Source organism: Tenacibaculum sp., assembly GCF_048269885.1.
In the GTDB taxonomy this organism is placed as follows: Bacteria; Bacteroidota; Bacteroidia; order Flavobacteriales; family Flavobacteriaceae; genus Polaribacter.
This window is the reverse complement of sequence record NZ_JBLWTZ010000008.1, coordinates 129,127-154,378: the sequence shown is the minus strand read 5'-3', so window position 1 is coordinate 154,378 and position 25,252 is coordinate 129,127. Positions and strand designations below refer to the sequence as shown.

The following is a 25,252-nucleotide window of genomic DNA, read 5'->3' as shown; positions in this document are numbered from 1 at the left end:
GGGTATTGGGTATTGGGTAAAAGTACTTTTATTTTATAGTATAAAAATAAACTACTTAAAAGTTACCAACTAATTGATTATTGAAAACTACTACTTTATTTATAACTAACGACTATTAGACTAACGACTGATAACCCGCGTTAGGGATTGAAGCGGCATCCTTTTACTTAGGCTGTCTTTAGCAGACTAAGCAAAAGATACAGCGGAAAGCCCGACACTTTATTATGGTATAGCGCAGCGGAAACAAACAATAAAGTGAAACGCCCATACCAACAAATCATATTATTCGAAATACATTATATATATTGTATGAAAAATGTTTTGACAATATTTTATTTAGAACAGTGTTGTTTGATTCGTTTGGTATTTATCAAATTTGGTATAATCTAGTGGAGGGAGTGATTGGTTTTTTAAATATAGTTTTCTTGCTAGCTTGAACTGTGTATTTATTTGCTCTGCTATTTTTCCTTCTCCTCTCATTCTACTTCCATAACGTGAATCATTCAACGAGCCTTTATGTGTGTCTTCTATTTGGTGTAGTATTTTGTTTGCTCTATCGGGATACGTTTTTCTTACCCAGTTGGTAAAAATTTCTCCTATCGCTCCATTCAAACGTACTATTGTATATGCAACTGATGTTGCTCCTAATTCGCTTACTTTTTTTACTAATGGTAATATTTCATGACTGTTAATTGAAGGTATAATTGGTGCCATCATAACATTTACTGGAATATTATTTTCTACTAACACCTTAACTGTTTCTAATCTTTTTTTAATTGTTGCTGTTCTTGGCTCGACCGTTCTTCTTGTTTCTTCTGATAACGATGTGATGGATATACTCACTCTCACTAGGTTCATCGCTGCCATTTCTTTTAAAATATCTAAGTCACGAAGTATTAGCGCATTTTTTGTTATCATGCTTACGGGATGCTTTAACTTTAATAGTACTTGTAGCATTTTTCGGGTGATTTCAAGTTTCTTTTCTATCGGTTGATAACAGTCTGTATTCCCTGAAAACATAATATTTTGTGGTTGCCAATTACGGCTTCGTAATTTTTTTTCTAACAATTCTGGCGCATTGGCTTTGTACAGTATTTTTCGTTCAAAGTCTAATCCAGCTGAATACCCCCAATATTCGTGCGAGTTACGTGCATAACAATAGATACAGCCGTGTTCGCAACCTTGATATGGATTCATTGAGTAAGAAAATCCAATATCTGGACTGGTTACTTTATTTAAAATTGTTTTAGGATAAATTTCTAAATAGGTTGTTTTATTATTGTCTGCTGATTCATTTTCTACTTCGCAATAGTTCAAGAAGTCATCCAACACCTGGTGTTGATGTTGTATAAATTTATTGTGTGTGTTGTGTTGTGCACCACGTCCTTTAATGTAGTCCATAATCATTTCTAAATAAAATATTATAAAATTGTCTTTAGAATGACTTTATCGAGAACAGGTTTGTATAAACTTCTCGATACAATTTCGATAGAGTAACGAAATCATCCGAAGTGACTTTGTAAAATTACAAAAAATAACACAAAAGTTTTAACCTTAATCTTACTTATTAAAAAACCTACGGTTTTACGAGTATTTTCTTTACTGCTATTTGCTGTCCATCTTTTAGTATACGCACAAACAATAAACCTGTTTTAAAATTTGGTATAGGAATGGTTTGTCTTATTTTTTGAATTGTATTGGTGTAGATTATTCTTCCTGTAACATCTACAATTTCTATATCTAAGTTGTTTCCTCTTGAATACACAAACATTCCTTCGGATGCTATTACAGGGTTTGGATAGATTTTTAGGGTATTATTAAAAGGGAACTCTATTTTTACACTATCGGTATAAATTTTTGTTCCATCATCAAGAATAATTGTAGCTCTGTATTCATTTTCTCCTCCTAAAACCTTATCATCTTCCGTTTGAAGCTCCTGCAAACTGGGATTTACAAATGTTTGAATTACTTCTGTTTCTCCATTACGTGTGTTTTCAAAGACCACTGAAGCTACATTGGTCAAAGTACTTAAACTCAATCGAACATCTACTACATTTTCATTTTTTACAAAGGCTAAAAAATTCTTGTAATAACAGTTGACCCCTTGTGAATTGTAGTTTATTGTTTGTCCTTTAACTCCTTCTCCTCCATTAAAAACTGGTGTTACTGACACATAAGGTGTTTTAAATGTACTTTTTGGAATTACAATATTCGTTTCGTTTACTATTGAATTTGTATACATATAAGTATCATCTAGCAGTTGCACATTATATGTGGTTGCATTTGGAACCGGTTCCCAACTAAATTGAATATTTTCATCACAGTTAAAATCAACCACAGGTGTAACAACCTTAGAGATGGCAAATTCTTCAGAAGTATAATATACTCCATTTACTAAAGCTCTTAGTTGGGCTACTCCATTACCGTCAGGAGTATTCCAACGTAAAAATGGTTTTGTTATATTTGTAGCGTTTGTTATTTCTGTCCAACTTCCATTGTTAATAGCATACTCTATTTTACTTACAGGAAAGTCTAAATTATTAGTCCATCGTACGTATTGATCTGTTTCTGTTGGTAATTTATCTTCTTTATTAGGATACTTCCATGTAAAGGTATCTTTGGACTTATAAAAATAAGCGATGGAAAATGTTTGCGTCGCAGTTGCTAATGAATTTGCTTTTACTTTAATACTATATGTGCCTGTCGTAGGATTTTCAATTGTGATTAACTCTACATTATTTAAGTGATCTTCTCCTTGTGTAGCTTCTTTTTCTAATGAACTTTGAGAGGGTGACACATCCAATACCCAAGGCAACCACGAATTTACACTGTTACTTATTTCTAAATCTAAATCGTTTACCAATGCCTTATCTTCATTAACATTTGCAGGGACATCATTCCAAACCAACGCCACTCGTATTTCTTTTGCTGTCGTATTGATAGGAATTGAATATTCTTTTATTTCATTCCCTGAGACTTCATCATTAATATATCTTCCGTTTTCTAAAATGCTCATGCTTTGAAAACCGTTTACATTACCGTAACCACTTTTAAAGTCAATTCCTTTTGGACCGACATCATCAGCTCCTGCAATTAATAGGGATTTTAATAATGCCGAAGATGGAAAATTGTTTGTTTTCTCTTTATATTTATGCTGTAGTAACGTTGCCAAACCAGAGACTATCGCGGCAGCATCTGATGTTCCATCTGGACCGTGCGCTACCAATTCTGGTTTTACCCTACCGTCATAAGCAGGCCCTTTTGAACTTCTCGTATTTACTACTAGTTCTTTATTCACTCCTCCAACCACTAAAACGTTTTTAGCCATTTTATAATTACCCGTCATATTGGCATATCCCGTTATTCCTTGATAAGCTCCCTCGTTAGCTGTTGCTTCTCCTGTATTACCTGAAGAAAATACATGAAGCAATTCAGGAACGTCAATTGTGCTTTGATCATATGCATTCGCTTCAGCTCCATAAAAATTTTCTATTTCTGTTCCGTAAGAATGGTTTTGAACATATATATGATTATCAACATAGTAAGTGTCATTATCAGGTAATAGCGTACTAAAGTCTGAAGATGACAAATAACTATGATGAGCAACTCCTTTGGAGTTGTACGTACTATTTCCTGCTCCTCCTATTATGGTAGCCATTGAGGTTGCATGACTGGAAACATCTTCTGCTTCCTTTCCGTATAGTTTTACTCTGTTTCTTAGATCAATATCTTCAACATCAAATAACAATTCTTTTACAGAAACAGTCATTCCTTCTCCATTGATCATTTTGAAATCATTTTGAAGTTTATATATCTCGTTGACACTGAAATCTACTTTTTCAATCGGTATTTTTTCTGGGTGAGGAGCTATTTGAATATCTATATAAACTACCTGATACATAGAAGTTAATTTACTTATCTCAGTTGAAGATACGTTTAGAGTTAGAATATTTTTATATTGATGCTGTACTTCAATATTTATATTTTTTTCTTTTGCTTCATCTAAGAATCGTTTTGAATTGATTGTTTTAACAACAACCTTTACCTCTTTATTCTTTTTCTTTGACAACCGAGAGACTCTATACGATTGTTTCCAACTATTATTTATATCAAATAACTTTCCTTTAAAAGAATACGGACTTTCTTTTCTGGTTATTATCAAAAAGTTCTCGTCTAATTTTCGTACCACATGCACTTCTTTCTCATTGAAAATCAGCTCTTTTTTATGAATTAAATAATATTTTTTTTTCAACTCTTTTTCCTGATTTTTTTGAGGTTCTATTTTTTTAATATAATCAGTAAAATCAACTTGTGAGTACATTTTAAACGTTACAAATATTCCGAAAACAAAAAGAAAAAACAGCCTCATAAAAATATATTATTAACGCAAATAAAACACTTTTTTTGCATATTCCATTATAAAAACATACATTCGTTGAAATTTTTTAATAAAAATCCTTTCAAAAAAATGAAAAATTTAAATTCACAACTATTAAGCCTTTTGGCTTTTGCAGTTATTTTATTTACTGCATGTAACTCTTCAGAAGAGACTATTCCAAACAACGAAACTAACGAAATTACGCCCGAAATAGTTTCAAAACTACAAGCTGCTTATTTCGAAACTTCTTCAGCCAAAGTAACTACCTTTATGGGAGAAAAAGGAATTGCTGTAGAAGACATGTTCTTTACTTTTGCTCAAATTGATGAGTTGGGTGAAGGAGCGAACATTCCAAACACTGAACATTACCGAACTACGAACTTGGTAACAGGGTTACCTAGAGTCATTACAGTAAGTGTTTCTCCTGATTTAGGAACTTTAGGTTCTGATGCTTTAGACAAAACAATTGTTATGTTAAACAATTTAGGTTCTCAGTTAACTTACCAAAGAGTTTCTTATGGTGGTAAGGGTAAATCTAAAGCTGATATTGAAGTTAATGAGTTTTACGAATTAGAAAGTGGTGGGTTTATCACTTTAGGTAGAGCTGCTGGTTTCCCAACTAGAAGAGGAGATCCTGCTAAAGGTTTTGGTATTAACAGTAGATGGTTTGAATTATCTATCGCACCTACTTCTAGCGAACTTGCTGGAACTATGGCTCATGAAATTGGACACTGTATTGGTTTCCGTCATACAGATTATCAAACACGTGAAAGCTGTGGACAAAATGTTAATGAAGGAAGCGCTGGTGTAGGAGCTATTCATATTGCGGGTACTCCAACTGGATCTGACAATACTTCTATTATGCAATCTTGTGGGCCTGCTACTACATTTAACAATAACGATAAAAATGCAATGTTAACTCTTTACTAGAAAGAATCGTATTTTTAAGATATTTAAAAGCCCAGATACATGTATCTGGGCTTTTTATTTTTTTAAACTTTTCTAGTTTTATTCATCAACCAAAAATCTGCGAGCACTAAAGCTGTTAATGCTTCAACAATAGGCACAGCTCTCGGCACTACACAAGGATCGTGTCTTCCTTTTCCGTGTATCTCTGTAGCTTCTCCTTTTGAGTTTGTCGTAGCTTGGTTTTGCATTATTGTAGCTACTGGTTTAAATGCTACTCTAAAGTAAATATCCATTCCGTTAGAAATTCCTCCTTGAATACCTCCTGACAAGTTAGTTTGTGTCGTTCCATCTGGATTAAAAATATCGTTGTGTTCTGATCCTTGCATTTTTGCGCCACAAAAACCACTTCCAAACTCAAAACCTTTTACTGCATTAATAGAAAGCATTGCTTTTCCTAATTCTGCATGTAACTTATGAAAAATAGGTTCTCCTAACCCTACAGGTACATTTTGAGCTACGCAGGTTATTGTTCCTCCGATAGTATTACCTGCTTTACGTATTTCATGAATCTTATCAATCATCTTTTCTGCTGATGCTTCATCAGGACAACGGACAATGTTACTTTCAATTTTAGAAAAATCTAAATCTTGATATGGCTTTACCATAAAAACGTCTCCTACAGATGACGTAAATGCATTTATGTTAATGTGATTTATTAATTGCTTTGCCAGCGCTCCTGCTACAACCCAATTGGCGGTTTCTCTTGCAGATGTTCTTCCACCACCTCTATGATCTCTTATTCCGTATTTTTTGTCATACGTATAATCGGCATGTGAAGGACGGTATACATCTGTATTATGGTTGTAGTCTTTACTTTTTTGATTAGTATTCTTTATTATAAAGCCTATTGAGGCTCCTGTAGTCACCCCTTCAAAAATACCCGACAAAAACTCTACCGTATCTGGTTCTTTACGCTGTGTTACTATTTTAGATTGTCCCGGCTTACGTCGATCTAATTCTTGTTGAATAGCGTCAAAATCGACTTTCACTCCCGCAGGGAATCCATCAATTACCCCTCCAATTGCTACTCCATGAGACTCACCAAACGTAGTTAGCTTTAAAATATTTCCGAATGAATTAAACATACCTTGTTCTTTAGTAGGACGAAGGTAGAATTTATTTACTAAAAACGATAATTTTCATTCTTATAATTATGGGCTAATCCGTTATTATACCCCGTTATGAATTCTATTTATTTTTAATTTTTATTTTTTTTGATTTTTATTTTACCCCAAACTTATTGATTGCAAAAGCGTTACGCTTCACAACACTTTTAAAGCATCAATTTTATTAAAAAAAGTAGTGAAAAACTTTTTTTGAATTGAAAAAAGGTCATATATTTGCACCCGCAATCAGGAAATACCTGATGAGGCACTCAGGAGAAATGGCAGAGTGGTCGAATGCGGCGGTCTTGAAAACCGTTGTCTGTAACAGGACCGGGGGTTCGAATCCCTCTTTCTCCGCAAGTCCGAAGCGAAAGCTTCGGATTTTTTTTTAGGGGATTAAAGAAAAAAAGCTTACAAAATTGTAAGCTTTTTTTATTGATTAAATGACAATACCGTTTCCTCTCTTTCGTCACTATTCTTTTCCCAAGCCAATTTTCTTTTCTAAAGCTAAGTATCCAAAATAAAATAGGGTTCCTAAAATAACTCCTGAAACATACCCCGTAGTTACATCAACAGGAAAATGTACTCCTAAATACAACCTACTATACCCAAAAATTAAAGGGAATAAAATCATCAAGTAAATTAGCTTAAAGTGCTTTCTCAACAACCAAATCATAAAAGTAGTTATTGTAGTAGATAACGAAGCGTGACCAGACCAAAAGCTATATCCTCTAGGCTTGTATGTAAAATTCCTTAAATACTCTTTTAAACCTTCTGTATTGCAAGGTCTGATTCTTTCTGTTGTGTTTTTAATCAAATTTGTGAATTGGTCAGAAAAAGCAACAATAATTGCTATAAATAATACCGTAAACAATCCTTTTTTCCACCCAAACTGTTTAAATACTAAAAATAGCACGAAAACAAACAGCGGTGTCCAAGTAAATTGATTGGTTATTGTTAACCAAAAACCATCCCATTGTTCACTACCTAAATTGTTAAGATAAATTAAAAGCGCTTTATCTTTTTCTATAATACTTTCTATCAAAACTACTTTCCTACTTTTAAAACTTCTATTTCAAAAATTAAATCTGACTTTGGAGGTATTGGACCTATTCTACGATCACCATACCCTAAATAAGAAGGGATAAACAATCTAACCTTATCTCCTTCTCTCATTGTCTTTACTCCTTCTTTCCACCCTGCTATTAATGGAAAATTCTCATCATCAACTGTAAAAACAAAAGCCTCTCCTTTGTCTAAACTAGAATCTATTTTTCTTCCGTCTGCCAAATACAATGTGTAGTGTGCTGTTGTTGGTAGTGCTGGATTTACTTTTTTTCCATCTCCTTCTTGTAAGGATAAAATTTTCAATCCAGAATCAGTGGTAATGGCTTTATGAATTCCTTGTTCTTCTTGATACTTTTGTTTTAACTCTTCTAGTTTCTTCTTTCGTTCTGCTTCTTTCTCTTCAACGTTTGCTAGTTCTTGTTCAAAGACTACTGGTGCATTAAATTTAGCCGCACCCTCTCCTATTCTTAAAATTTCGATATGCTTTATATAGTCATTTTTCTGAATAGTATCCACTATAGCTTGACCTTGTAAAACACGACCAAAAACAGAATGTCCTCCATCTAACCAAGGTGTAGCTTTATGTGTTATAAAAAACTGACTCGAATTTGTAACAGGTCTTGAGTAATTTGCCATAGACAACATTCCTGGTTCGTCGTGTTTATACAATAACTTACCTTCTTCATCCATAGGAAATTCATCTGCAAAGGTATACCCTGCATCTCCAGAACCTGTTCCTGTTTTATCGCCTCCTTGTATCATAAAGTCTTTAATAACTCTATGAAATTTTGTCCCATCATAAAATGGTATTCCTTTTAATGAATCGGTCATTTTGGGATGTGTTCCCTCACTTAATGCAACAAAATTTGCTACTGTCATTGGAACTTTATCGTAAAAAAACTTCACTAAAATATCGCCTCGATTGGTTTGGATGTCTGCATACAATCCGTTTTCTAAACTAGGGTATTTCGCTGATTTGCAAGATACAAGTACTACTAGTGTTACAAGTACTATTTTAACTAATTTCATTTATTTTAATTTAAGTTCTCCTATAAACAATTAATTAGGTTAACAACAAGTGCTAACCTAATTAATTATCAACTATTTAAGCTTTATTTATTTTACTTCTAATAACTCTACTTCAAAAACTAACGCTGAGAAAGGCTTGATATGCTGTCCTCTTTGTTGTGCTCCGTAAGCTAATTCTTGAGGGATAAAGAACTTGTATTTAGCTCCAGGCTTCATTAACTGTAAACCTTCTGTCCATCCTTTAATTACCTGACCTACTCCAAATTCAGTTGGCTCTCCTCTTTCTACCGAGCTATCAAACACTGTTCCGTCTATTAAAGTACCGTGGTAATGAACCTTAACTCTAGAATTTGCGGTAGGCGCCTCTCCTTCTCCTTCTTTTAAAACAAGATACTGTAAACCACTTTCAGTAGTTTTCACTCCTTCCTTTGCCTTATTAGCAGCTAAAAACTCTTCTCCAGCCTTTTTGTTATCTCCAAATTCAGCTTCTGCTTTTTTAGCTTGCTCTTCTTGCATTTCTTTCATTTTTTCTTGTTGTTTTTTCTGAAAAAATGCTCTTAAAATATTGTTTATATCTTTCGACTCAACTAATAAATTTGTAGAGTCCATTCCGTTTTTAAATCCTTGTACAAATAAATCTTGATCCATTTCATCAAAATTCATTTTGATTTTATTAGCCATATCTAAACCTAAAGTGTAGCTTACAGAGTCTACTTCTGTTGCTAATGAACTTTTTTGTTTAAACTGACCGTTACTGCATGAAACAATTGATAAACCTACAACTGTAGCTGCTAAAATGTTGGTTAATTTCATTCTTCTTTTTTTGATTTTATATCGATTAATGTTACTGTACTTTGTATTGGCTGATTTACAGCTATTTTATTTCCATCACCTGTAACTCCAAAAGCTCTGTAAGATGGAATGACAAATGTAATGGTTTCTCCTTTTTTCATCAACTTTATTCCATCTTGCAATGCAGGAATAAAATCTTCCTTATCTACCTTATAACTTCTCTCCTTTTTTTCATAAAGAACCATTCCATGAAGGTCGGTTACATCGTATGATAACATGACCAAATCTTCAACTTGAGGAGTGTAAGAGTTTAAGGTATCCTTTGTTATATAAGCATACCAAAAACCATTAGGTGAACTTTTATACTCTTTAATAGTATCTTTAGCCACCCATTGTTCCAAGCGTTTTTTCTCTAAAGCATTTAGCTTCTTATTTTCTTTAAGAACTTCTTTATAAAAATTGGTCGTACCTTGTTGCTTGGGTCTTCTTGCCTGAGGTTCTTTACAAGAAATCACAACTAAGGTGGCAAGAACAAAAAGTATTGTTTTATGCTTCATACGAATTTTCTAACTCTTGTTGGTATGTAGGTAATAACGACTTAAATCTCTCTATCGTATTTTCCATGCTATCATCACTTCTTCCTCCTGCTGCATTATCATGTCCTCCTCCATTAAAATAATTCCGTGCAAACTGATTTACAGAAAACTTCCCTTTGGAACGGAAAGATATTTTTACCATTCCTTGCTCTTCATCTTCTATAAAGATGGCTGCAAATACAATTCCTTTCAAAGATAACGCATAATTTACCACTCCTTCAGTATCTCCTTTTTCGTAGTGAAATTTCTTTTTCTCTTCTTCTGTTAAGGTAATGAAAGCGGTTTTGTATTCAGGTAAAACTTTCATGTTACTCAATGCTTGCCCTAATAACAGCAGTCTATTGTATGAATTTGCATCATGAACATTGCTGTGAATCCTATCGTTTTCAGCTCCTTTATCTATTAAGTCTGCAATGATTCTATGAGTAGTACTGGTTGTTGATCTAAATCGGAACGAACCTGTATCGGTCATAATCCCTGTATATAAGCAAGTTGCTATATTTTTATCTATCAACGCAACATCTCCCATCATTTCAATAAAGTTATATACCATTTGACATGTTGAAGACATGGTTGTATCTGAATACATATACATAAAATCATCTGGTTGTTGATGATGATCTATCAACGCAAAATCGTGTTCATAATGCTCTAATGTATTTTGCATATCACCCCCCACTCTGTGCAACGCGTTAAAGTCTAATAAAAAAACGAGGTCCGATTTTCTCAAAGCTTTGACTGATTGAGTATTTTGACGGTCAAAACGTTTTACGGTTTCGGATCCCGGAATCCAATGTAAAAAATCAGGATACTCATTTGGCATCAACACCTGAGTCGTATGTCCTTTTTTATCTAAATAATGTTTCAATCCTAATGTTGAACCTATTGCATCTCCATCTGGGTTTCTATGCCCAATGATTACAACATTTCTAGGTTCTGACAAGAATTCTTGCAGTTCTGTAAAGTGTTTTAAAATCATAAAAGGCGAATATACAAATTAATGCTATATTAACCTTTTTATGAGTTTCTTTTTGTTTCTTCGTTTCAAAATTAAAACTTAATGAAATCTACTAAATTTACAGCCTTTTTAATCTTTTTTCTAAGCATATCTTTTGTTTCTTTTAGTCAAGAAACATTTACCATTGCTTTTGGGTCTTGTAACAACCAAAGACTTAACAACCCATTTTGGGAAGACCTTCTATCACTACAACCAGACCTATGGGTATGGGGTGGAGATAATATTTATGCCGATACGAATAACATGCGTAAAATGAAACGCATGTATAATACACAAAAAAAAGTAACAGCTTATAAAGAACTAACGACTAAGATTCCTGTGCTTGCTACATGGGATGATCATGATTATGGCAAAAATGATGCAGGAGTTGAGTTTGAAATGAAAGATCAAAGTCAACAATTATTTTTAGACTTTTTAGATATACCAAAAGATTCTCCTAGGAGAAAACAAAAAGGAGTTTATCACACTCAAACTTTTCACACAAAAGATGGTAGTGTTAAGATTATTGTTTTAGATACTCGCTATTTTAGAACCTCGCTTACCAAGGGTACAAACGGACAACGTTTTCAACCAAACCCCTATAACGAAGGTACTATTTTAGGCAAAACTCAATGGGAGTGGCTTACCGACGAATTAACAAACTCTACAGCAACCTTTACTGTAATAGTTAGCAGCATTCAAATACTACCTAAAGAGCACGGATTTGAAAAATGGGCTAACTTTCCACACGAAGTGGATAAATTGTTCGGTTTGATTCAAAAATCAACCAACACCAATGTTATTCTTCTTTCTGGAGATAGACATATTTCTGAGTTTTCTAAAATAACCCTTGAAGGACTTGCTTACCCTATTATTGATTTTACATCAAGTGGATTAACACACGCTTATTCTTCATTTACCTCAGAAAAAAATGACGTAAGAATTGGTAATGTAGTAAACTCTTTAAGCTATGGAACGCTGCTACTGGATTTAAAAGCTAAAAAAGTTAGTTTTCAAATGCGTGGTAAAAACCATTCTATCTTACAAGAAATCAATCAAATATACCCTTAACTTGTTAATAACATTAAAAAGTGTATTTTTGCGCCGAATTTATGCGAGGTTTGCATAAATAACAACAATTAAGGAATTTATCATATACTGATATTTATTACATTTAATAATGGCAACAAATAGAACTTTTACAATGATTAAACCAGATGCTGTTGAAAACGGACATACTGGTGCAATTTTAGAAAAAATTAATGCTGCAGGTTTCAGAATCGTAGCTATGAAAAAAACACAAATGACTAAGCGTGATGCTGAGACTTTTTACGGAGTACACAGTGAACGTCCTTTCTTTGGTGAATTAGTAGAGTTTATGACTCGCGGACCAATCATCGCTGCAATCTTAGAAAAAGACAACGCAGTTGAAGATTTTAGAACGTTAATTGGTGCTACAAACCCTGCTGAAGCTGCTGAAGGAACTATTCGTCAGTTATACGCTACTTCTATTGGAGAAAATGCAGTACACGGTTCTGATTCTGATGAAAACGCAGCTATCGAAGGTGCTTTCCACTTTTCTGGTAGAGAAATGTTCTAAGAAAGAAGCTTCTTAATAAGATCTATAAAAACTCGTTACTTAATTGTAACGAGTTTTTTGTTTTTACTATCGATGAGATACACTAAAAATTTGATTAAAAAATAGAGGGAAGTACTTTTTTAAATCCGCATTAACGACAGAAAAAGAGCTAGAAATAAATTGACGAAAAGAAGTATTGAAGATTGAGGAATTGATTAAAAATTAACCAACTCTTTTAAGGAAACTCCCAGAGCATTACAAATCTCTAATAGTGAATAGATTGTTGGATTGACCTCTCCTTTTTCCAACTTTTCAAGTGTTCGTCTATCTTTATTGCAAGCTTTAGCCAAATCGGATTGACTCCATCCCTTTTGACTTCTCAACGCTACAATACGTTGCCCTATTTTCTTTTTTAGTTGTTCGTTATCCACCAAACAAATTTCAATCAATGATACGACAATTTTACTGTGTAAAAATACAACAAATTGATTTGAATCTTTTTAGTCACCATATAAACAACTGCAATTGAAAAAGTTATGAATTACACAGCAAATCTCGTTATCGCAGCTGGACAACAACGATACTAGAATTTTATGTAAAATTGATTAAGGAAAGAGTTAACAATAATCGTAAATCAAGAAAAAAACACATCATATTACAAATAAAAACAACACAGAGAGGTTTGATAAATCAGAAACAAATAGCCCACCGAAAAGTTCGGGTACAAATCTATTATTCCCCATGCTACTTAATTTAAAAGTTAAACCAACATTATTTTTTTCACCAATTCCTCGCCAATTTCCTCATTTATCATACGTATAATTTTCTCTTTCCCGTAACTTAATTCTTCTCGTAATACAGAGGAAGACAAACGTACAACTAGTGTTCCATTTTGTAGTTTTACCTCACTTGTGTAGGAAGCAACCCCTGCCCCCATTAATTTCTCCCAAGCCTCATCAATATGTATTTTTTGAAAACCTTTTTTCAGTTTGTTATTCTCTTGAATAAAACTCCCCATTAAATCTTTAATTGAAAAGCTATCGTTTTCTCTTTTGGCCATTTAATCTTACTTTTTGCCTTGCTAATTATAACTTAAAAACCTGATATTCTTGATTGCTCTTTTTTATCACCTCCTCTGTTCGATCGGCATGCGTATCTGTAATAAAAATTTGCCCAAATTCATCGCTATTTACTAAATCAACAATCTGAGCCACCCGGTTTTCATCTAACTTATCAAAGATATCATCCAATAATAAAATTGGAGTAACGTTAGACTGCTTTTTAATAAATTCAAACTGCGCTAATTTTAATGCTATTAAATAGGATTTTTGTTGTCCTTGAGAACCAAATTTTTTGATTGGATGCTCCTCTATTTCAAAATTTAAATCGTCTTTATGAATCCCAACCGATGTATACTGTAGCATCCTATCTTTCTCTAAATTTTGTTGCAACAAAACTTCTAAAGACACCTCGTGTAACTGACTTTTATAACGCAAATTTACTTCTTCATTGGCTCCAGAAATAATTTTATGCTTGGCATTAAAAATAGGTACAAACTCTTCTAAAAAAATTTTTCTTTTGTTATAGATAATCGTTCCGTACTCAATTAACTGCTCATCGTATACCTTTAAGTTTAGCGCATCAAATGTTCTATTGGCAGCAAAGTATTTTAACAATGCATTTCGCTGACTTATCGTTTTGGTATACGAAATTAACGCTTGTAAGTATTTTTTATCTTGTTGAGAGATGACTCCGTCAATAAATTTACGACGAGTTTCGCTTCCTTCAACAATTAAATCCCTATCTGCAGGAGAAATGATCACCAAGGGTAACTGCCCTATATGTTCAGAAAACTTTTCGTAAGCTTTCCCGTTGCGTTTCAATACTTTTTTCTGACCTCTTTTTAAGGAGCAGATAATTTTTTCTTGCCGATCATTTAACAAATAATCTCCTTCAACCATAAAAAAATCTTGACCGTGTCGGATATTTTGCCCAGCAATCGAATTGAAGTAACTTTTCGCAAATGACAGGTAATAAATTGCATCTAACACATTGGTTTTTCCAATACCATTATTTCCTACAAAGCAGTTAATTTTCTTTTGAAAATCAAAAGTTTGCGATTCAATATTTTTAAAATTTACCAAAGATAGTTTTTGCAAATACATGAATAAGCCCTGTTACTAAAAGAAAGCGCAAATTATCGAAAATTTACGAAAAAACGACTTTTAAAATCCAATTAAAAAAACTATTTTTGTCGCCACTAATTTTTTAAGCAATTATGGCTACATACAAGAAAAGAGGTTACAAACCTAAGAAAGAAAAGGTTACACAAGAAGTAGAAGAAACATTTGATGAATCACAAAGTACTACAGCTGAAGTATTTAACACTTTAGATGATACCGCGAATAAATCAGAGGAGTGGATTGAAAAAAATAGCAAGCCATTATTTTACGGATTGGTAGCTGTTGCAGCTTTAATTTTAGTGTACTTAGCTTACAACAAATTTATTGCTGAGCCAACACAACAAGAAGCTTCTAACGAATTAGCATACCCTCGTACTTTCTTCGAAAAAGCAAGTACTTCTGCTGGTGCTATTGCCGATTCTTTATATACTTTAGGTTTAGAAGGGGGCGATGGAAAGTATGGTTTTATTGATATTGCAGATCAATTCAGTGGTACAAAGGCAGGAAACTTAGCAAACTATTATGCTGGTATTTCTTACTTAAAGATGAAAAAGTATGAAGAAGCTATTGAGTATTTAGGAAATTTTAGTTCTGATGACGAGTTATTAGGACCTACTGCTATTGGTGCAATTGGTGATGCTTTTGCTGATATTAACCAACCAGAAGATGCTTTAGATTACTACCAAAAAGCAGCTAATAAAAAAGACAATCAATTTACGACTCCTCTATTTTTATTCAAAGCAGCTCAAGTTGCAATGGACTTAAAAGAGTATGGTAAAGCTGAAAAACTTTATACAACCATTAAAGAAAAATACGCTGATTCTGATCAAGGAAGAGATATTGAAAAATATATCAACAGTGCAAAATACGCTCAATAATGGCAACAACAAATTTATCTTATTACGATAAAGCAACAATCCCAAATGCGAAACCTTTTCGATTTGGGATTGTTGTTTCAGAATGGAATCCTGAAATCACTAAAAACCTTCATAAAGGTGCTATTGAAACTTTACTAGATTGTGGAGCCACCGAGGAAAATATTGTTTCTTGGGATGTTCCTGGTAGTTTCGAATTAGTGTATGGATGCAAAAAAATGATCGAAACACAAAAATTGGATGCTATCATAGCCGTTGGGAATGTGATTCAGGGTGAAACCAAGCATTTCGATTTTGTATGTGAAGGAGTTACTCAAGGAATTGTAGATTTAAACATTCAATACGATGTTCCTGTAATTTTCTGTGTATTGACCGACAACACCAAACAACAATCTATTGATCGTTCTGGTGGTAAACTAGGAAATAAAGGAATTGAATGTGCCGTAGCGGCAATTAAAATGGCAGCAATTAAGAATCAAGAGCGCAGCTCAAACGCTGTAGGTTTTTAGACAACCCTTTTAGAGAAAACAGTATTCAAAGCGTCAAGATTCAATATAATCTTGACGCTTTTTAACTTTAATTTATACACATTTTTTGACCACCTGTCTATAATTCAGTAACTTTGGAATTCGTCTTATTTGGTGTGATTTTTGTTCCACTTAAGCTATTAAAGAAGCAATAATTTTATGGGATTTATCAAAAGAGAAAATAAAAAGTTCGATTACAAACCTCGTTATTACAAAGGGGAAGGTAACCCTTATCAAGTAAAACATAAGTTTGATGAGTACAGAACTACTGTTGGAAAAAGAAAGAGTTTAAAGGGAAAATTCAATGCTGCTTTTGACGAATTAAAAGAATCTGGTTACAAACTGAACAAAACCATCGTGATTATAGCGTTGCTTTTAACGCTTATTTTCTTGTTTATTATCGATTTTGACCTTACAATTTTTTCCCCTAAAAACAACTAAATGTCCGATATTATACAGCTACTACCCGACCATGTTGCGAATCAAATTGCTGCAGGAGAAGTTGTGCAACGCCCTGCTTCTGTAGTAAAAGAGCTAATTGAAAATTCTATTGATGCTGGTGCTACTTCGATTACCTTATTGTTAAAAGACGCTGGAAAAACATTAATTCAAGTAATTGATGATGGTAAAGGAATGAGCGCTACCGATGCCCGCTTAAGTTTTGCACGTCATGCCACTTCAAAAATTAAAGATGCACAAGACTTATTCAATCTAACCACCAAAGGTTTTCGTGGAGAAGCTTTAGCTTCTATTGCTGCCATTGCACATGTTGAATTAAAAACGAAGCAGGAAAATGCTGAGTTAGGAACACAGATAAAAATTGAAGGAAGTGAAATAACCTCTCAAGAAGTAGTGTCAACCGCGAAAGGGACTAGTATTGCTGTTAAAAACTTATTTTTTAACATTCCTGCGCGTCGTAACTTTTTAAAATCTGACACTGTTGAAACGCGTCATATAGTTGATGAATTTCAACGTGTAGCTTTAGCACATCCTACTATTTCTTTTTTATTACACCACAACAACAACGAGCTTTATCACTTAAAGAAAAGTAACTTACGCAAACGTATTGTAGCTATTTTTGGAACTAAAATGAACGAAAAATTGGTTCCTATTAATGAGCAAACAGATATTATTACTGTTAACGGTTTTGTTGCTAAACCTGAATTTGCAAAGAAAAAACGTGGTGAACAATTCTTTTTTGTAAATAACCGTTTTATAAAAAGTTCTTATTTAAACCATGCTGTAGTAAATGCTTTTGAGGGGTTATTAGAAAATGGTTCGCATCCTTCTTATTTCTTGTATTTAGAGGTTCCTCCTAATACAATTGATATCAACATTCACCCGACAAAAACGGAAATTAAGTTTGATAACGAAAAAGCATTGTATGCTATTTTACGTGCTACTGTAAAACACAGTTTGGGACAGTATAATGTAGCTCCTGTATTGGATTTTGACAGAGATGCTACCTTAGATACTCCTTACGATTATAGTAAAAAGAGTAATTCATCTGTTCCTCCAATAACTGTTGATCCTACATTTAATCCGTTTAAAACGGAAACTAATTATAAAGAGCCTTTGAGTACGAGTAGCTCTCCGAAAAGCAGTACAACACAGAGTTACCAATCTAACTTTAAAAAAGATGTTGGAAACTGGGAGGCTTTGTATAGCAATTCTGAAACTTTTGAACCTATTCAGCAAGAGCAACTTTTTGAATCTGAACAAGAAACTGAAACAGGAAAAACTTTCCAAATTCAAAAAAAATACTTGTTGAGTTCTATAAAATCAGGTGTGGTATTAATTCATCAATCTTTAGCACATCAACGTGTTTTGTATGAAGAATTTTTAGAGAATATTACTGTTAAAGAAGCAAGCAGTCAGCAACTGCTGTTTCCTGTAAACATTTCTTTTTCTTCATCTGACATAGAAATGATATACAGTATAAAATCCGATTTAGAGAGTGCTGGTTTTATGTTTGATGAATTCACTAAAGAAAGTGTGGTTATTGCTGGAATTCCCACTTCAATAAGTGAAAGTCAAATCACTCTTATTTTAGAACAACTATTAGACGATATTAAACTCGAAGTCCCTGATACTAGCTTTAGCCACTTTGACGTGATGGCAAAATCATTTGCAAAGTCACTAGCCATAAAAACAGGAACTTCTTTAAATGCTAAAGAACAAGAAAATTTAGTAAACAACTTGTTTTCTTGCAAAGAACCTAACATTTCACCCTTTGGCAAACCTACATTTAAAACATTAGCTTTAAATGAAATAGATGCCATTTTTAATAAATAAAAGTACTATGCCTAGATTAACACAAGCCATAAAGCATTTGATAATTATTAACGTAATTATGTATTTTGCTCCACAGTTATTAAACATGGATTTAACTAATCTATTTGCTTTACATTATCCCAAAAATGAACATTTTGGAGCTTGGCAATATATTACGCACATGTTTATGCATGGTGGTCCTGCACATTTACTTTTTAACATGTACGGTTTGTGGGCTTTTGGTACTCCACTAGAGCAAATGTGGGGACGAAATAAATTTTTATTCTTCTATTTTTCCGCTGGTATTGGCGCAGGTTTAATTTACACGCTTGCCAATTACTATCAATTTAATGGAATATACGAACAGTTAATTGGAATGGGTGTTTCTCCTGCTGAAATTCAAAACATTTTAAGTTCTGGGCAGTATAACGATAGCTTAATAACTTTATCTAATAAAACTATGCGTGAGTTTTATAGCTTATATCATACCCCTGCCGTTGGTGCCTCTGGTGCTATTTATGGAGTTTTAGTTGCGTTTGGATTGACCTATCCTAATGCCAAACTAGCATTGATTTTCTTCCCTGTCCCTATCGCTGCTAAATACTTTATTCCTCTAATCATTTTAAGTGACTTGTTTTTTGGTATGACAAGCTATTCTATAGGTAATATTGCACATTTTGCGCATATTGGTGGAGCTATTATTGGTTTTATTATTGCTTGGTACTGGAAAAAAAATCAATTTAAATTTCATTAATTTAGTAGCTAAAAATTTTCATTCTTACTGAAGTTATACATCATGAATGTACTTGAAAACTTAAAATATAGATTTAAACATGCAGGAATTGTTGAGCAATTAATTTACGTAAACTTAGCTGTATTTTTATTGGTACACATAACAAATGTTTTCAATTTTTTCTTTAAATCAAGAACTAATTTTTTAGTAAAGTGGTTTGCGTTACCTGCCAACTTTGATGACTTTTTAACCAAACCTTGGACGATTATTACCTATGGTTTTTTACACACTAGCTTTTTACATATTTTATTTAACCTGATAGCTTTATTTTATATCGGTCATTTATTCAAACAATATTTTACTTCTAAACAACTACTTAGTTTTTATTTATTAGGAACACTTTTTGGAGGTATTGTTTTTATAGCTAGCTATAATTTTTTTCCTGTATTCGCTGAAGAGATTGACATAAATGTCTTGTTGGGTGCTTCGGCTGGTATTTCTGCTATCTTTATTGGTATTGCTACCTATATACCTAACTACGAATTAAAGTTTCCGCTAATTGGTTTTGTAAAACTGTGGGTATTAGCTTGTATTTGGATTGCTCTTGATATTATTCAAATTCCTGCTGGTAATGCTGGTGGACATTTAGCACATTTAGGTGGCGCTCTACTAGGTTTTTTCTATGTTCGTAATGCTAGTAATAAGGAGCTCGCTATTTTTAAATCGATAAACAACCTTTTTTCTAAAAAAGAAAGAACGCTAAAAACAGTTTATAAATCTGGTAATAAAACACCAAAACCAAACGTTGATAAATCTAGAAACCAAGAAGAAGTTGACGCTATATTAGATAAAATTAGTAAGTCTGGTTACGACACTTTAAGTAAAAGTGAAAAAGAGTTTTTATTTAAACAAGGAAAAAATTAGATGAAAAAGTTTTCGATAACTCATAAGTTTATATTCTTTATCAATTCAGTTTTTGCGGCTGTCTTATTGCTATCATATGCACTTCCATACATATCTCCACAAACGATTCCTTTCCTTGCTGTTTTTGGGTTGTTTGTTCCGTTTTTAGTTATCGTAAACATTGCTTTTTTTGTGTATTGGCTAATTAAAATGCATCGAAATGCTTTATTATCATTACTTGTTTTGACTATAGGGTGGTTTGCTTCTACTCCCTTGGTTAAATTCTCTAATAAGGAAGTCATTTTAAATAATGATTTAAAAATAATGAGTTACAACGTACATCTATTCAACCATTATAAACACGAAGATGATGTAACGACCGAGCAGAAGATTTACGAGTTCATCAATAATGAGAGTCCAGATGTTATTGCTGTACAGGAATTTTACAACTCTAAAATGTTAGACATTAAACTTCCTTATAAATACATCAAAACGAAAACGAAAACGAATAAATTTGGATTGGCTATTTACTCCAAACACCCAATCATAAATGCTGGTTCTCTCGATTTTAAACAGAGTGCTAACAATACGATTTTTGCTGATATTCTTGTAAAAAAAGACACTATTCGTGTGTATAATGTACATTTAGAATCATTAAAGCTAAATCCGAAAAAAGAAAATTTTGGAGAAAAAAGTTCTGAGCGTTTATTTAAACGTTTAGAAAATGGTTTTGTAAAACAAGTAAGTCAGGTTCAATTAATTCAACAACATGAGTACTCTTGGAAAGGCAAAAAAATTGTTTGTGGTGACTTTAACAACACTGCTTATTCTTGGGCTTATAAACAATTGGCTTCTGATAAAAAAGACGCTTTTATTGAATGTGGAATCGGTCTAGGTAAATCTTTTAGATACGTCTACCCTATGCGTATCGACTTTGTTTTAACGGATAAAGAAGCGACCATTAATCAGTTTAAAACCTACGGAGATCTTAAGCTTTCTGACCACTACCCTGTGATGGCTCGTTTGCATTGGTAATTTTACTTTAGCAAAAGTTTTTCACTGAATACAAGTTGTGCTTAAACCTAAAAAACAATTCTAAAACGAATTAGCCGTTTAGTTTTATGTTTTGAGTATGCTTCCATACATGCTTAAAAATCGAGCACTTATGCTAAAAAAGTGCTTCTTTTATAATTTTTCTAGTAACTTGCTAGTAAATTATTTGAACTTTAATCTTTACATGCAAGTGAGAAACCTTAAAACTACCGCATCTTTAAAGCTTCCTTTTCTTTTTGATATTGATAAGCTTTTGTATGACTACGCTTTCGTTGTAAACCAACATTGGATTCCTCACTTTAACACATCTGGATATGAAGGTGAGTGGAAAGCAATTCCTTTGTATACTAGCAATGGCGATGCTTCTAATATTTATGCCTTTCAAAACGATAACAATACGATTCAAGAAACCCCCATAATGAATGATTGTAATTATTTTAGAGAGGTCATTAACTCTTTTCAATCTCCTATTTTATCAGCTCGTTTGTTACGTTTAGGTGTTGGTGCAGAGATAAAACCTCATCGCGATCATCAACTAGGGTATGAAGATGGAAGCTTTCGTATACATATTCCAATTGTTACCAATAACCAAGTTCAATTTATTTTAAATGATGAGCAATTAAATATGTTGCCTGGTGAATGTTGGTATACGAATGTAAATTACCTACATTCTGTTGCTAATAAAGGAACTGAAGATCGTATTCATTTGGTTATTGATGCTATAAGAAATGAATGGTCTGATGCATTATTTTATTCACTCGCTCCTAAAGAAAGTTTCCACCCCATACAGGAAGAAACTGATTCACCAGAAACAATTCGTTTGATTTTAAACGAGTTAAAACGTCAAAATGAACCTGCTTCAAAACAGCTTATTCATGAAATGGAGCAAACACTTATAAAGCTTGCATCAAAATAACAGCTCTTATAAAAACTTACAATGAATTTAAAAGATGAATTATTACGCATTAGCTCTCAACTCTTTGAAGAAAGTTCTGATTATTCTTCTACTTTAAAAGAGTACAAACAACTTCTGCGTAGCATTTCAAACCAAATCATAGATAGTGAAGCGTATCGAAACAATATCCATTGTAAAAATGGTATTGCAATAGGTACAGTATGGGCGGCTAATTGCCTTGATGATTTAGAAAGAACCCGTAAATTTATTAAAGGCATTGAGAGAGCTATTCAGGAAAGAATTCATCAAAAAGACTCACTACATATCCTTTACGCGGGTACTGGTCCTTTTGCTTCGCTTATCCTTCCTTTTGTATTGAGGTATGCCAACTTTAATATAACCTATACACTTTTAGAAATAAACCCCCTGAGTTTTGAAGCGTTAAAAAGTACAATTCAAAAATTCGATTTAGAAACACATCGTATTAATTTTATAAATACAGATGCTACAAAATATCAGTTTGCTAAAAGCATTTCTCCTGATATTATTGTAAGCGAAACCATGCAACGTGCGTTGGATAGTGAGCAACAGGTTGCTGTTTTTTATAATTTAATGAGGCAGTCTAATCCAGATACTGTTTTTATTCCTGAGAAAATAACGTTGTCTATTGGTACTAGCTCTTACAAAAATGATGAACCTAACATTCAACAAAAATATTACCGCTCACATCACAACGTTTTTGAAGTTAGTAAGGAAGCTATGGGCTCTAATGACTGGTGGTTTGACAAAACTACAGCCGAATTAAATTTTACTAAAAAACAGACTATTTTAAAGAGCAAAGAGCTTTCTATAGCTTTAGAGATTGTGGTGATGACAGAAATTACAATTTATAAAAATGAAAAACTTCTTATCAATGAAAGTGGTTTAACCGCTCCTAAATACATTCAGGATATTTCTAACAACAAAAAAAAGCCCTTAACTATCTATTCTCGATATGTATTTGGCTCTAAACCCAAGCTTGAATTAAGAATTGTTTAAACAAACTTCAAGTTTACTCCTTTTTTCTCAGCATAAATTTTGGCTGCCTCTTCTAGTGTACGGTTTTTCTCTTTAAACTCCTCTAAACTTTTTGCTTTAAATTCTCTCAGCAGCTGATTAATTTCTTGTTGAGTTTTTCCTTCATCATACATATAAGCAATTTCAGCATAGTCTTGTTTATAAAAATCGATACAAAATTCAAACAGCGCAACTGAGGTGCTAATTAACTCTTTTGAATCTTCATTTACTGCTAACCTTTGAATCTCTCTAAGACTTTTTTCAAGATCTGGTATGGTTACTTTATGAAGGTATTGAGAGTAGGTAGCAGCATATTCTTCCCCATCGCTATCGTAATACGTTAGGTACTCATTTTTTTGCAACTCTTTAAGTTGTTCAAAATATCCTATCCCGTAATTAGCCATTAATAAATTAGCTTTTAGCACTGTTTTTTCAATCACTTTTTGCGGAGTTTCTTTCTGACAGCTTACAAATAACAGTAGCAGTGTTATTATTCCCAAAACATTTGTCTTTCTTTTCATTTCTAGCATAATCTGTTGCGTTATGAAATAATATTAATCTTATAAAAAACATTGCAAACAAGGCTTTTTTTGATTTTTTGATAGCAACCCCACATTCCCATCTTATTGAAGCCTTCGTTTACAATGTTATATCGTTTTTGTTCTTTTCCTTTAGTTAATTAGTTTATATGAATATAAATGAAGCTACAATCATCCATATTCCTACAGCTATTCCTAACAATCCTAATTTTCCTTGTTTTGGAGCAATCTTCCCTCTCAATATTTCTGCTTTTTCTCTAGCTTCAGGATTGTTTGATAATACTAATTTATTTATCATTCCGTATCCTAACATAAAGCCTAACCCTGCTTCAACGATACTTCCTGCTAAAAAGGTTCCCCACCATATTGGTGCTGTAGTTAACCAACCTATATTTAAAACGGCTGAAATAATTCCCCAAATTCCCCAAACACAGAAAACAAGTCCAATCCACCCTTGATAAGGTTCTATTTTTTCTAATAATTCTTTGGCGTTTGGTTTTTTTGATAGAATTAAAGACGGTACTGCTACTATACTTAAAAATACTAATGAGATTCCGTAAATCATGTTTAATTAAAATTTAAATGGTTTATATTGATTTTTCTTATTTAAGAATTAAAAGTGCTGAAGAAAACATAAACAGCATTAAAAAAGTTACAATGATAAGTCCCGAAAACATCCACCAAGGAGTTTTACTGGTTTGTTTGTATTCTTTGGCCTTTCGTTGTAAATCTGGTGGCATTTGACTTTTGCTCATTTCTAATTTACAATGTCCACAAATACTGTATGTTTTTTTAAACAATGGAAAAACAGGAATCCAAAATATGTGTAGATACAATCTGTTTACTTGAATAAATAAACGCTCTTGTGCATTGCAATAACTGCAACTGTGATTGTTTACTGGCTGTATATTTATTTTGGCTTCTCGCCATCCAAAAATGACCATAACTTTATTACTTAATAATTACGGTACAAAGATGCGAGAGTATCTATTATTTAAATAGACTGAAACTAGTGAAAGTTATTACCCTGTTTTCAGGGGGTACGCTAAACTATTACTCTACAAGCCCTAATTTTATTGCGTATTTTGTTAATCCTGCTAGGTTTTTTACGTTGAGTTTAGATATCAAATTCTTCCGGTAACTTTCAATAGTATGTTTGCTTAAAAAGAGTTTATCTGCTATTTCTTGTGTCGTATATTCTTCAGCAATTAATTTAAGTACGTCTTTTTCTCTTGCTGTTAACATTACAGAGGTTTCTTTTCTTTTATTAAAAATAGTTTCCATATAAGCTTCTCGTACAGACTGTGAAAAATATTTTTCGCCATTAAGAATGGTTTGCACAGCTTGTAGCAATTCTGATTGTGTGGCATTTTTAGACAGGTATCCGTCAACATTATTCTTTATCAATGCATCTATCATTCCGGTATCTGTATGCATACTAACAATTAATGTTTTGATACCTGAATGTTCTTTTTTTATATAATCGTTCAATGTAACACCATCTATATCTGGCATAGAAATATCACTAATAATAATGTCTATGTGTTGCTCTGGATTTGTTTTGATGTACTTTATTACATTTTTACCACTATTTGCTGTTAGTAAGATATTATACACTTCTTCATTTTTAAAAATGTTTACCAATCCTTCTAAAAACATTTTATGGTCATCTACTAAAATTATATTATAAGTCATTATCT

At 32.8% G+C, this 25,252-nt stretch carries 27 protein-coding genes and 1 tRNA gene; 13 read left to right on the top strand and 15 right to left on the bottom strand.

Annotated features, from left to right (window positions below):
• Window positions 1–336: 336 nt before the first annotated feature.
• Window positions 337–1,401 (bottom strand): PA0069 family radical SAM protein, encoded by a 1,065-nt coding sequence (locus ACN0WY_RS08275; RefSeq protein WP_417800057.1) that lies wholly within the window; start codon window positions 1,399–1,401, stop codon window positions 337–339.
• Between the two features lie 175 nt (window positions 1,402–1,576).
• Window positions 1,577–4,321 carry a S8 family peptidase gene (locus ACN0WY_RS08270; RefSeq protein ID WP_417800056.1) on the bottom strand — a complete coding sequence of 915 codons (2,745 nt, stop codon included), beginning with the start codon at window positions 4,319–4,321 and terminating at the stop codon, window positions 1,577–1,579.
• Between the two features lie 147 nt (window positions 4,322–4,468).
• Between ACN0WY_RS08270 and ACN0WY_RS08265 the strand changes: the two genes are divergently transcribed.
• Complete coding sequence (locus tag ACN0WY_RS08265; protein WP_330489127.1) at window positions 4,469–5,308, top strand: M57 family metalloprotease; 840 nt, start codon at window positions 4,469–4,471, stop codon at window positions 5,306–5,308.
• Window positions 5,309–5,370: 62 nt separating this feature from the next.
• On the opposite strand, the gene aroC is transcribed toward ACN0WY_RS08265, so the two are convergent.
• A complete protein-coding gene (aroC, locus tag ACN0WY_RS08260; RefSeq protein WP_417800055.1) occupies window positions 5,371–6,432 on the bottom strand; it encodes a chorismate synthase in 1,062 nt (353 codons plus the stop codon).
• 293 nt (window positions 6,433–6,725) lie between these two features.
• Between aroC and ACN0WY_RS08255 the strand changes: the two genes are divergently transcribed.
• Window positions 6,726–6,810, top strand: a tRNA-Ser gene (locus ACN0WY_RS08255).
• Window positions 6,811–6,925: 115 nt separating this feature from the next.
• On the opposite strand, the gene ACN0WY_RS08250 is transcribed toward ACN0WY_RS08255, so the two are convergent.
• The 5 genes from ACN0WY_RS08250 to ACN0WY_RS08230 form a co-directional block, all read right to left on the bottom strand.
• Window positions 6,926–7,498: a phosphatase PAP2 family protein gene (locus ACN0WY_RS08250; protein WP_330489125.1), complete on the bottom strand. Its 573-nt coding sequence runs from the start codon at window positions 7,496–7,498 to the stop codon at window positions 6,926–6,928.
• Between the two features lie 2 nt (window positions 7,499–7,500).
• Window positions 7,501–8,550, bottom strand: coding sequence for a peptidylprolyl isomerase (locus ACN0WY_RS08245; protein WP_330489124.1), 1,050 nt, complete (start codon window positions 8,548–8,550; stop codon window positions 7,501–7,503).
• Between the two features lie 87 nt (window positions 8,551–8,637).
• Window positions 8,638–9,363, bottom strand: coding sequence for an FKBP-type peptidyl-prolyl cis-trans isomerase (locus ACN0WY_RS08240; protein WP_330489123.1), 726 nt, complete (start codon window positions 9,361–9,363; stop codon window positions 8,638–8,640).
• The gene (gene gldI / locus ACN0WY_RS08235; protein WP_417800054.1) at window positions 9,360–9,899 is read right to left on the bottom strand and encodes a gliding motility-associated peptidyl-prolyl isomerase GldI; all 540 of its coding nucleotides are present in this window, start codon (window positions 9,897–9,899) and stop codon (window positions 9,360–9,362) included. The genes ACN0WY_RS08240 and gldI overlap by 4 nt, the downstream gene beginning before the upstream one ends.
• Window positions 9,889–10,917 carry a DHH family phosphoesterase gene (locus tag ACN0WY_RS08230; RefSeq protein WP_417800053.1) on the bottom strand — a complete coding sequence of 343 codons (1,029 nt, stop codon included), beginning with the start codon at window positions 10,915–10,917 and terminating at the stop codon, window positions 9,889–9,891. The genes gldI and ACN0WY_RS08230 overlap by 11 nt, the downstream gene beginning before the upstream one ends.
• A gap of 81 nt (window positions 10,918–10,998) precedes the next feature.
• On the opposite strand from ACN0WY_RS08230, the gene ACN0WY_RS08225 reads away from it, so the two are divergent.
• Window positions 10,999–12,006, top strand: coding sequence for an alkaline phosphatase D family protein (locus tag ACN0WY_RS08225; protein ID WP_417800052.1), 1,008 nt, complete (start codon window positions 10,999–11,001; stop codon window positions 12,004–12,006).
• Between the two features lie 109 nt (window positions 12,007–12,115).
• Window positions 12,116–12,535, top strand: coding sequence for a nucleoside-diphosphate kinase (locus ACN0WY_RS08220; protein WP_028892988.1), 420 nt, complete (start codon window positions 12,116–12,118; stop codon window positions 12,533–12,535).
• Window positions 12,536–12,729: 194 nt separating this feature from the next.
• On the opposite strand, the gene ACN0WY_RS08215 is transcribed toward ACN0WY_RS08220, so the two are convergent.
• The 3 genes from ACN0WY_RS08215 to recF form a co-directional block, all read right to left on the bottom strand.
• Window positions 12,730–12,963, bottom strand: coding sequence for a helix-turn-helix domain-containing protein (locus tag ACN0WY_RS08215; protein WP_417800051.1), 234 nt, complete (start codon window positions 12,961–12,963; stop codon window positions 12,730–12,732).
• Between the two features lie 311 nt (window positions 12,964–13,274).
• On the bottom strand, window positions 13,275–13,574 hold the full coding sequence (locus tag ACN0WY_RS08210; RefSeq protein ID WP_330489118.1) for a DUF721 domain-containing protein: 300 nt from the start codon (window positions 13,572–13,574) through the stop codon (window positions 13,275–13,277).
• A 25-nt stretch (window positions 13,575–13,599) separates the two neighbouring features.
• Window positions 13,600–14,679 (bottom strand): DNA replication/repair protein RecF, encoded by a 1,080-nt coding sequence (recF, locus tag ACN0WY_RS08205; protein ID WP_330489117.1) that lies wholly within the window; start codon window positions 14,677–14,679, stop codon window positions 13,600–13,602.
• Between the two features lie 113 nt (window positions 14,680–14,792).
• On the opposite strand from recF, the gene ACN0WY_RS08200 reads away from it, so the two are divergent.
• The 9 genes from ACN0WY_RS08200 (at window position 14,793) to ACN0WY_RS08160 (ending at window position 22,995) form a co-directional block, all read left to right on the top strand.
• Window positions 14,793–15,575, top strand: a complete 783-nt coding sequence (locus tag ACN0WY_RS08200; protein WP_417800050.1) for a tetratricopeptide repeat protein — start codon at window positions 14,793–14,795, stop codon at window positions 15,573–15,575.
• Window positions 15,575–16,081, top strand: coding sequence for a 6,7-dimethyl-8-ribityllumazine synthase (gene ribH / locus ACN0WY_RS08195; RefSeq protein WP_330489115.1), 507 nt, complete (start codon window positions 15,575–15,577; stop codon window positions 16,079–16,081). Before ACN0WY_RS08200 ends, ribH begins: the two co-directional genes overlap by 1 nt.
• A gap of 177 nt (window positions 16,082–16,258) precedes the next feature.
• A complete protein-coding gene (locus ACN0WY_RS08190) occupies window positions 16,259–16,540 on the top strand; it encodes a riboflavin synthase subunit beta (RefSeq protein WP_330489114.1) in 282 nt (93 codons plus the stop codon).
• Window positions 16,541–18,394 (top strand): DNA mismatch repair endonuclease MutL, encoded by a 1,854-nt coding sequence (gene mutL / locus ACN0WY_RS08185; protein ID WP_330489113.1) that lies wholly within the window; start codon window positions 16,541–16,543, stop codon window positions 18,392–18,394.
• Between the two features lie 7 nt (window positions 18,395–18,401).
• Window positions 18,402–19,127 carry a rhomboid family intramembrane serine protease gene (locus tag ACN0WY_RS08180; protein ID WP_330489112.1) on the top strand — a complete coding sequence of 242 codons (726 nt, stop codon included), beginning with the start codon at window positions 18,402–18,404 and terminating at the stop codon, window positions 19,125–19,127.
• A gap of 42 nt (window positions 19,128–19,169) precedes the next feature.
• Window positions 19,170–20,030, top strand: coding sequence for a rhomboid family intramembrane serine protease (locus tag ACN0WY_RS08175; RefSeq protein WP_417800049.1), 861 nt, complete (start codon window positions 19,170–19,172; stop codon window positions 20,028–20,030).
• Entirely contained in the window at window positions 20,031–21,044 is a 1,014-nt protein-coding gene (locus ACN0WY_RS08170) for an endonuclease/exonuclease/phosphatase family protein (protein ID WP_417800048.1), read from the top strand.
• Between the two features lie 208 nt (window positions 21,045–21,252).
• The gene (locus ACN0WY_RS08165; protein ID WP_417800047.1) at window positions 21,253–21,978 is read left to right on the top strand and encodes an aspartyl/asparaginyl beta-hydroxylase domain-containing protein; all 726 of its coding nucleotides are present in this window, start codon (window positions 21,253–21,255) and stop codon (window positions 21,976–21,978) included.
• 21 nt (window positions 21,979–21,999) lie between these two features.
• The gene (locus tag ACN0WY_RS08160; RefSeq protein WP_417800046.1) at window positions 22,000–22,995 is read left to right on the top strand and encodes a hypothetical protein; all 996 of its coding nucleotides are present in this window, start codon (window positions 22,000–22,002) and stop codon (window positions 22,993–22,995) included.
• Here ACN0WY_RS08160 and ACN0WY_RS08155 read toward each other — a convergent pair.
• The 4 genes from ACN0WY_RS08155 to ACN0WY_RS08140 form a co-directional block, all read right to left on the bottom strand.
• Window positions 22,992–23,534: a hypothetical protein gene (locus ACN0WY_RS08155; protein ID WP_330489107.1), complete on the bottom strand. Its 543-nt coding sequence runs from the start codon at window positions 23,532–23,534 to the stop codon at window positions 22,992–22,994. The two genes, ACN0WY_RS08160 and ACN0WY_RS08155, sit on opposite strands and share 4 nt — an antisense overlap.
• Window positions 23,535–23,697: 163 nt before the next feature.
• Window positions 23,698–24,117, bottom strand: a complete 420-nt coding sequence (locus ACN0WY_RS08150) for a hypothetical protein (RefSeq protein ID WP_330489106.1) — start codon at window positions 24,115–24,117, stop codon at window positions 23,698–23,700.
• 37 nt (window positions 24,118–24,154) lie between these two features.
• Window positions 24,155–24,496 (bottom strand): zinc-ribbon domain-containing protein, encoded by a 342-nt coding sequence (locus ACN0WY_RS08145; protein WP_417800045.1) that lies wholly within the window; start codon window positions 24,494–24,496, stop codon window positions 24,155–24,157.
• 109 nt (window positions 24,497–24,605) lie between these two features.
• Window positions 24,606–25,247, bottom strand: coding sequence for a response regulator transcription factor (locus tag ACN0WY_RS08140; protein WP_330489104.1), 642 nt, complete (start codon window positions 25,245–25,247; stop codon window positions 24,606–24,608).
• Between the last annotated feature and the right edge of the window lie 5 nt (window positions 25,248–25,252).

Coding starts and splice junctions, on each gene's coding strand:
- ACN0WY_RS08240 (WP_330489123.1), bottom strand. CDS start 9,363: ATGAAATTAACCAACATTTTAGCAGCTACAGTTGTAGGTTTATCAATT.
- mutL (WP_330489113.1), top strand. CDS start 16,541: ATGTCCGATATTATACAGCTACTACCCGACCATGTTGCGAATCAAATT.
- ACN0WY_RS08145 (WP_417800045.1), bottom strand. CDS start 24,496: ATGGTCATTTTTGGATGGCGAGAAGCCAAAATAAATATACAGCCAGTA.
- ACN0WY_RS08140 (WP_330489104.1), bottom strand. CDS start 25,247: ATGACTTATAATATAATTTTAGTAGATGACCATAAAATGTTTTTAGAA.
- ACN0WY_RS08190 (WP_330489114.1), top strand. CDS start 16,259: ATGGGATTTATCAAAAGAGAAAATAAAAAGTTCGATTACAAACCTCGT.
- ACN0WY_RS08160 (WP_417800046.1), top strand. CDS start 22,000: ATGAATTTAAAAGATGAATTATTACGCATTAGCTCTCAACTCTTTGAA.
- ACN0WY_RS08245 (WP_330489124.1), bottom strand. CDS start 8,550: ATGAAATTAGTTAAAATAGTACTTGTAACACTAGTAGTACTTGTATCT.
- ACN0WY_RS08225 (WP_417800052.1), top strand. CDS start 10,999: ATGAAATCTACTAAATTTACAGCCTTTTTAATCTTTTTTCTAAGCATA.
- ribH (WP_330489115.1), top strand. CDS start 15,575: ATGGCAACAACAAATTTATCTTATTACGATAAAGCAACAATCCCAAAT.
- ACN0WY_RS08210 (WP_330489118.1), bottom strand. CDS start 13,574: ATGGCCAAAAGAGAAAACGATAGCTTTTCAATTAAAGATTTAATGGGG.
- ACN0WY_RS08200 (WP_417800050.1), top strand. CDS start 14,793: ATGGCTACATACAAGAAAAGAGGTTACAAACCTAAGAAAGAAAAGGTT.
- ACN0WY_RS08180 (WP_330489112.1), top strand. CDS start 18,402: ATGCCTAGATTAACACAAGCCATAAAGCATTTGATAATTATTAACGTA.
- ACN0WY_RS08170 (WP_417800048.1), top strand. CDS start 20,031: ATGAAAAAGTTTTCGATAACTCATAAGTTTATATTCTTTATCAATTCA.
- ACN0WY_RS08175 (WP_417800049.1), top strand. CDS start 19,170: ATGAATGTACTTGAAAACTTAAAATATAGATTTAAACATGCAGGAATT.
- ACN0WY_RS08230 (WP_417800053.1), bottom strand. CDS start 10,917: ATGATTTTAAAACACTTTACAGAACTGCAAGAATTCTTGTCAGAACCT.
- ACN0WY_RS08220 (WP_028892988.1), top strand. CDS start 12,116: ATGGCAACAAATAGAACTTTTACAATGATTAAACCAGATGCTGTTGAA.
- ACN0WY_RS08270 (WP_417800056.1), bottom strand. CDS start 4,321: ATGTACTCACAAGTTGATTTTACTGATTATATTAAAAAAATAGAACCT.
- ACN0WY_RS08275 (WP_417800057.1), bottom strand. CDS start 1,401: ATGGACTACATTAAAGGACGTGGTGCACAACACAACACACACAATAAA.
- aroC (WP_417800055.1), bottom strand. CDS start 6,432: ATGTTTAATTCATTCGGAAATATTTTAAAGCTAACTACGTTTGGTGAG.
- gldI (WP_417800054.1), bottom strand. CDS start 9,899: ATGAAGCATAAAACAATACTTTTTGTTCTTGCCACCTTAGTTGTGATT.
- ACN0WY_RS08150 (WP_330489106.1), bottom strand. CDS start 24,117: ATGATTTACGGAATCTCATTAGTATTTTTAAGTATAGTAGCAGTACCG.
- recF (WP_330489117.1), bottom strand. CDS start 14,679: ATGTATTTGCAAAAACTATCTTTGGTAAATTTTAAAAATATTGAATCG.
- ACN0WY_RS08265 (WP_330489127.1), top strand. CDS start 4,469: ATGAAAAATTTAAATTCACAACTATTAAGCCTTTTGGCTTTTGCAGTT.
- ACN0WY_RS08155 (WP_330489107.1), bottom strand. CDS start 23,534: ATGAAAAGAAAGACAAATGTTTTGGGAATAATAACACTGCTACTGTTA.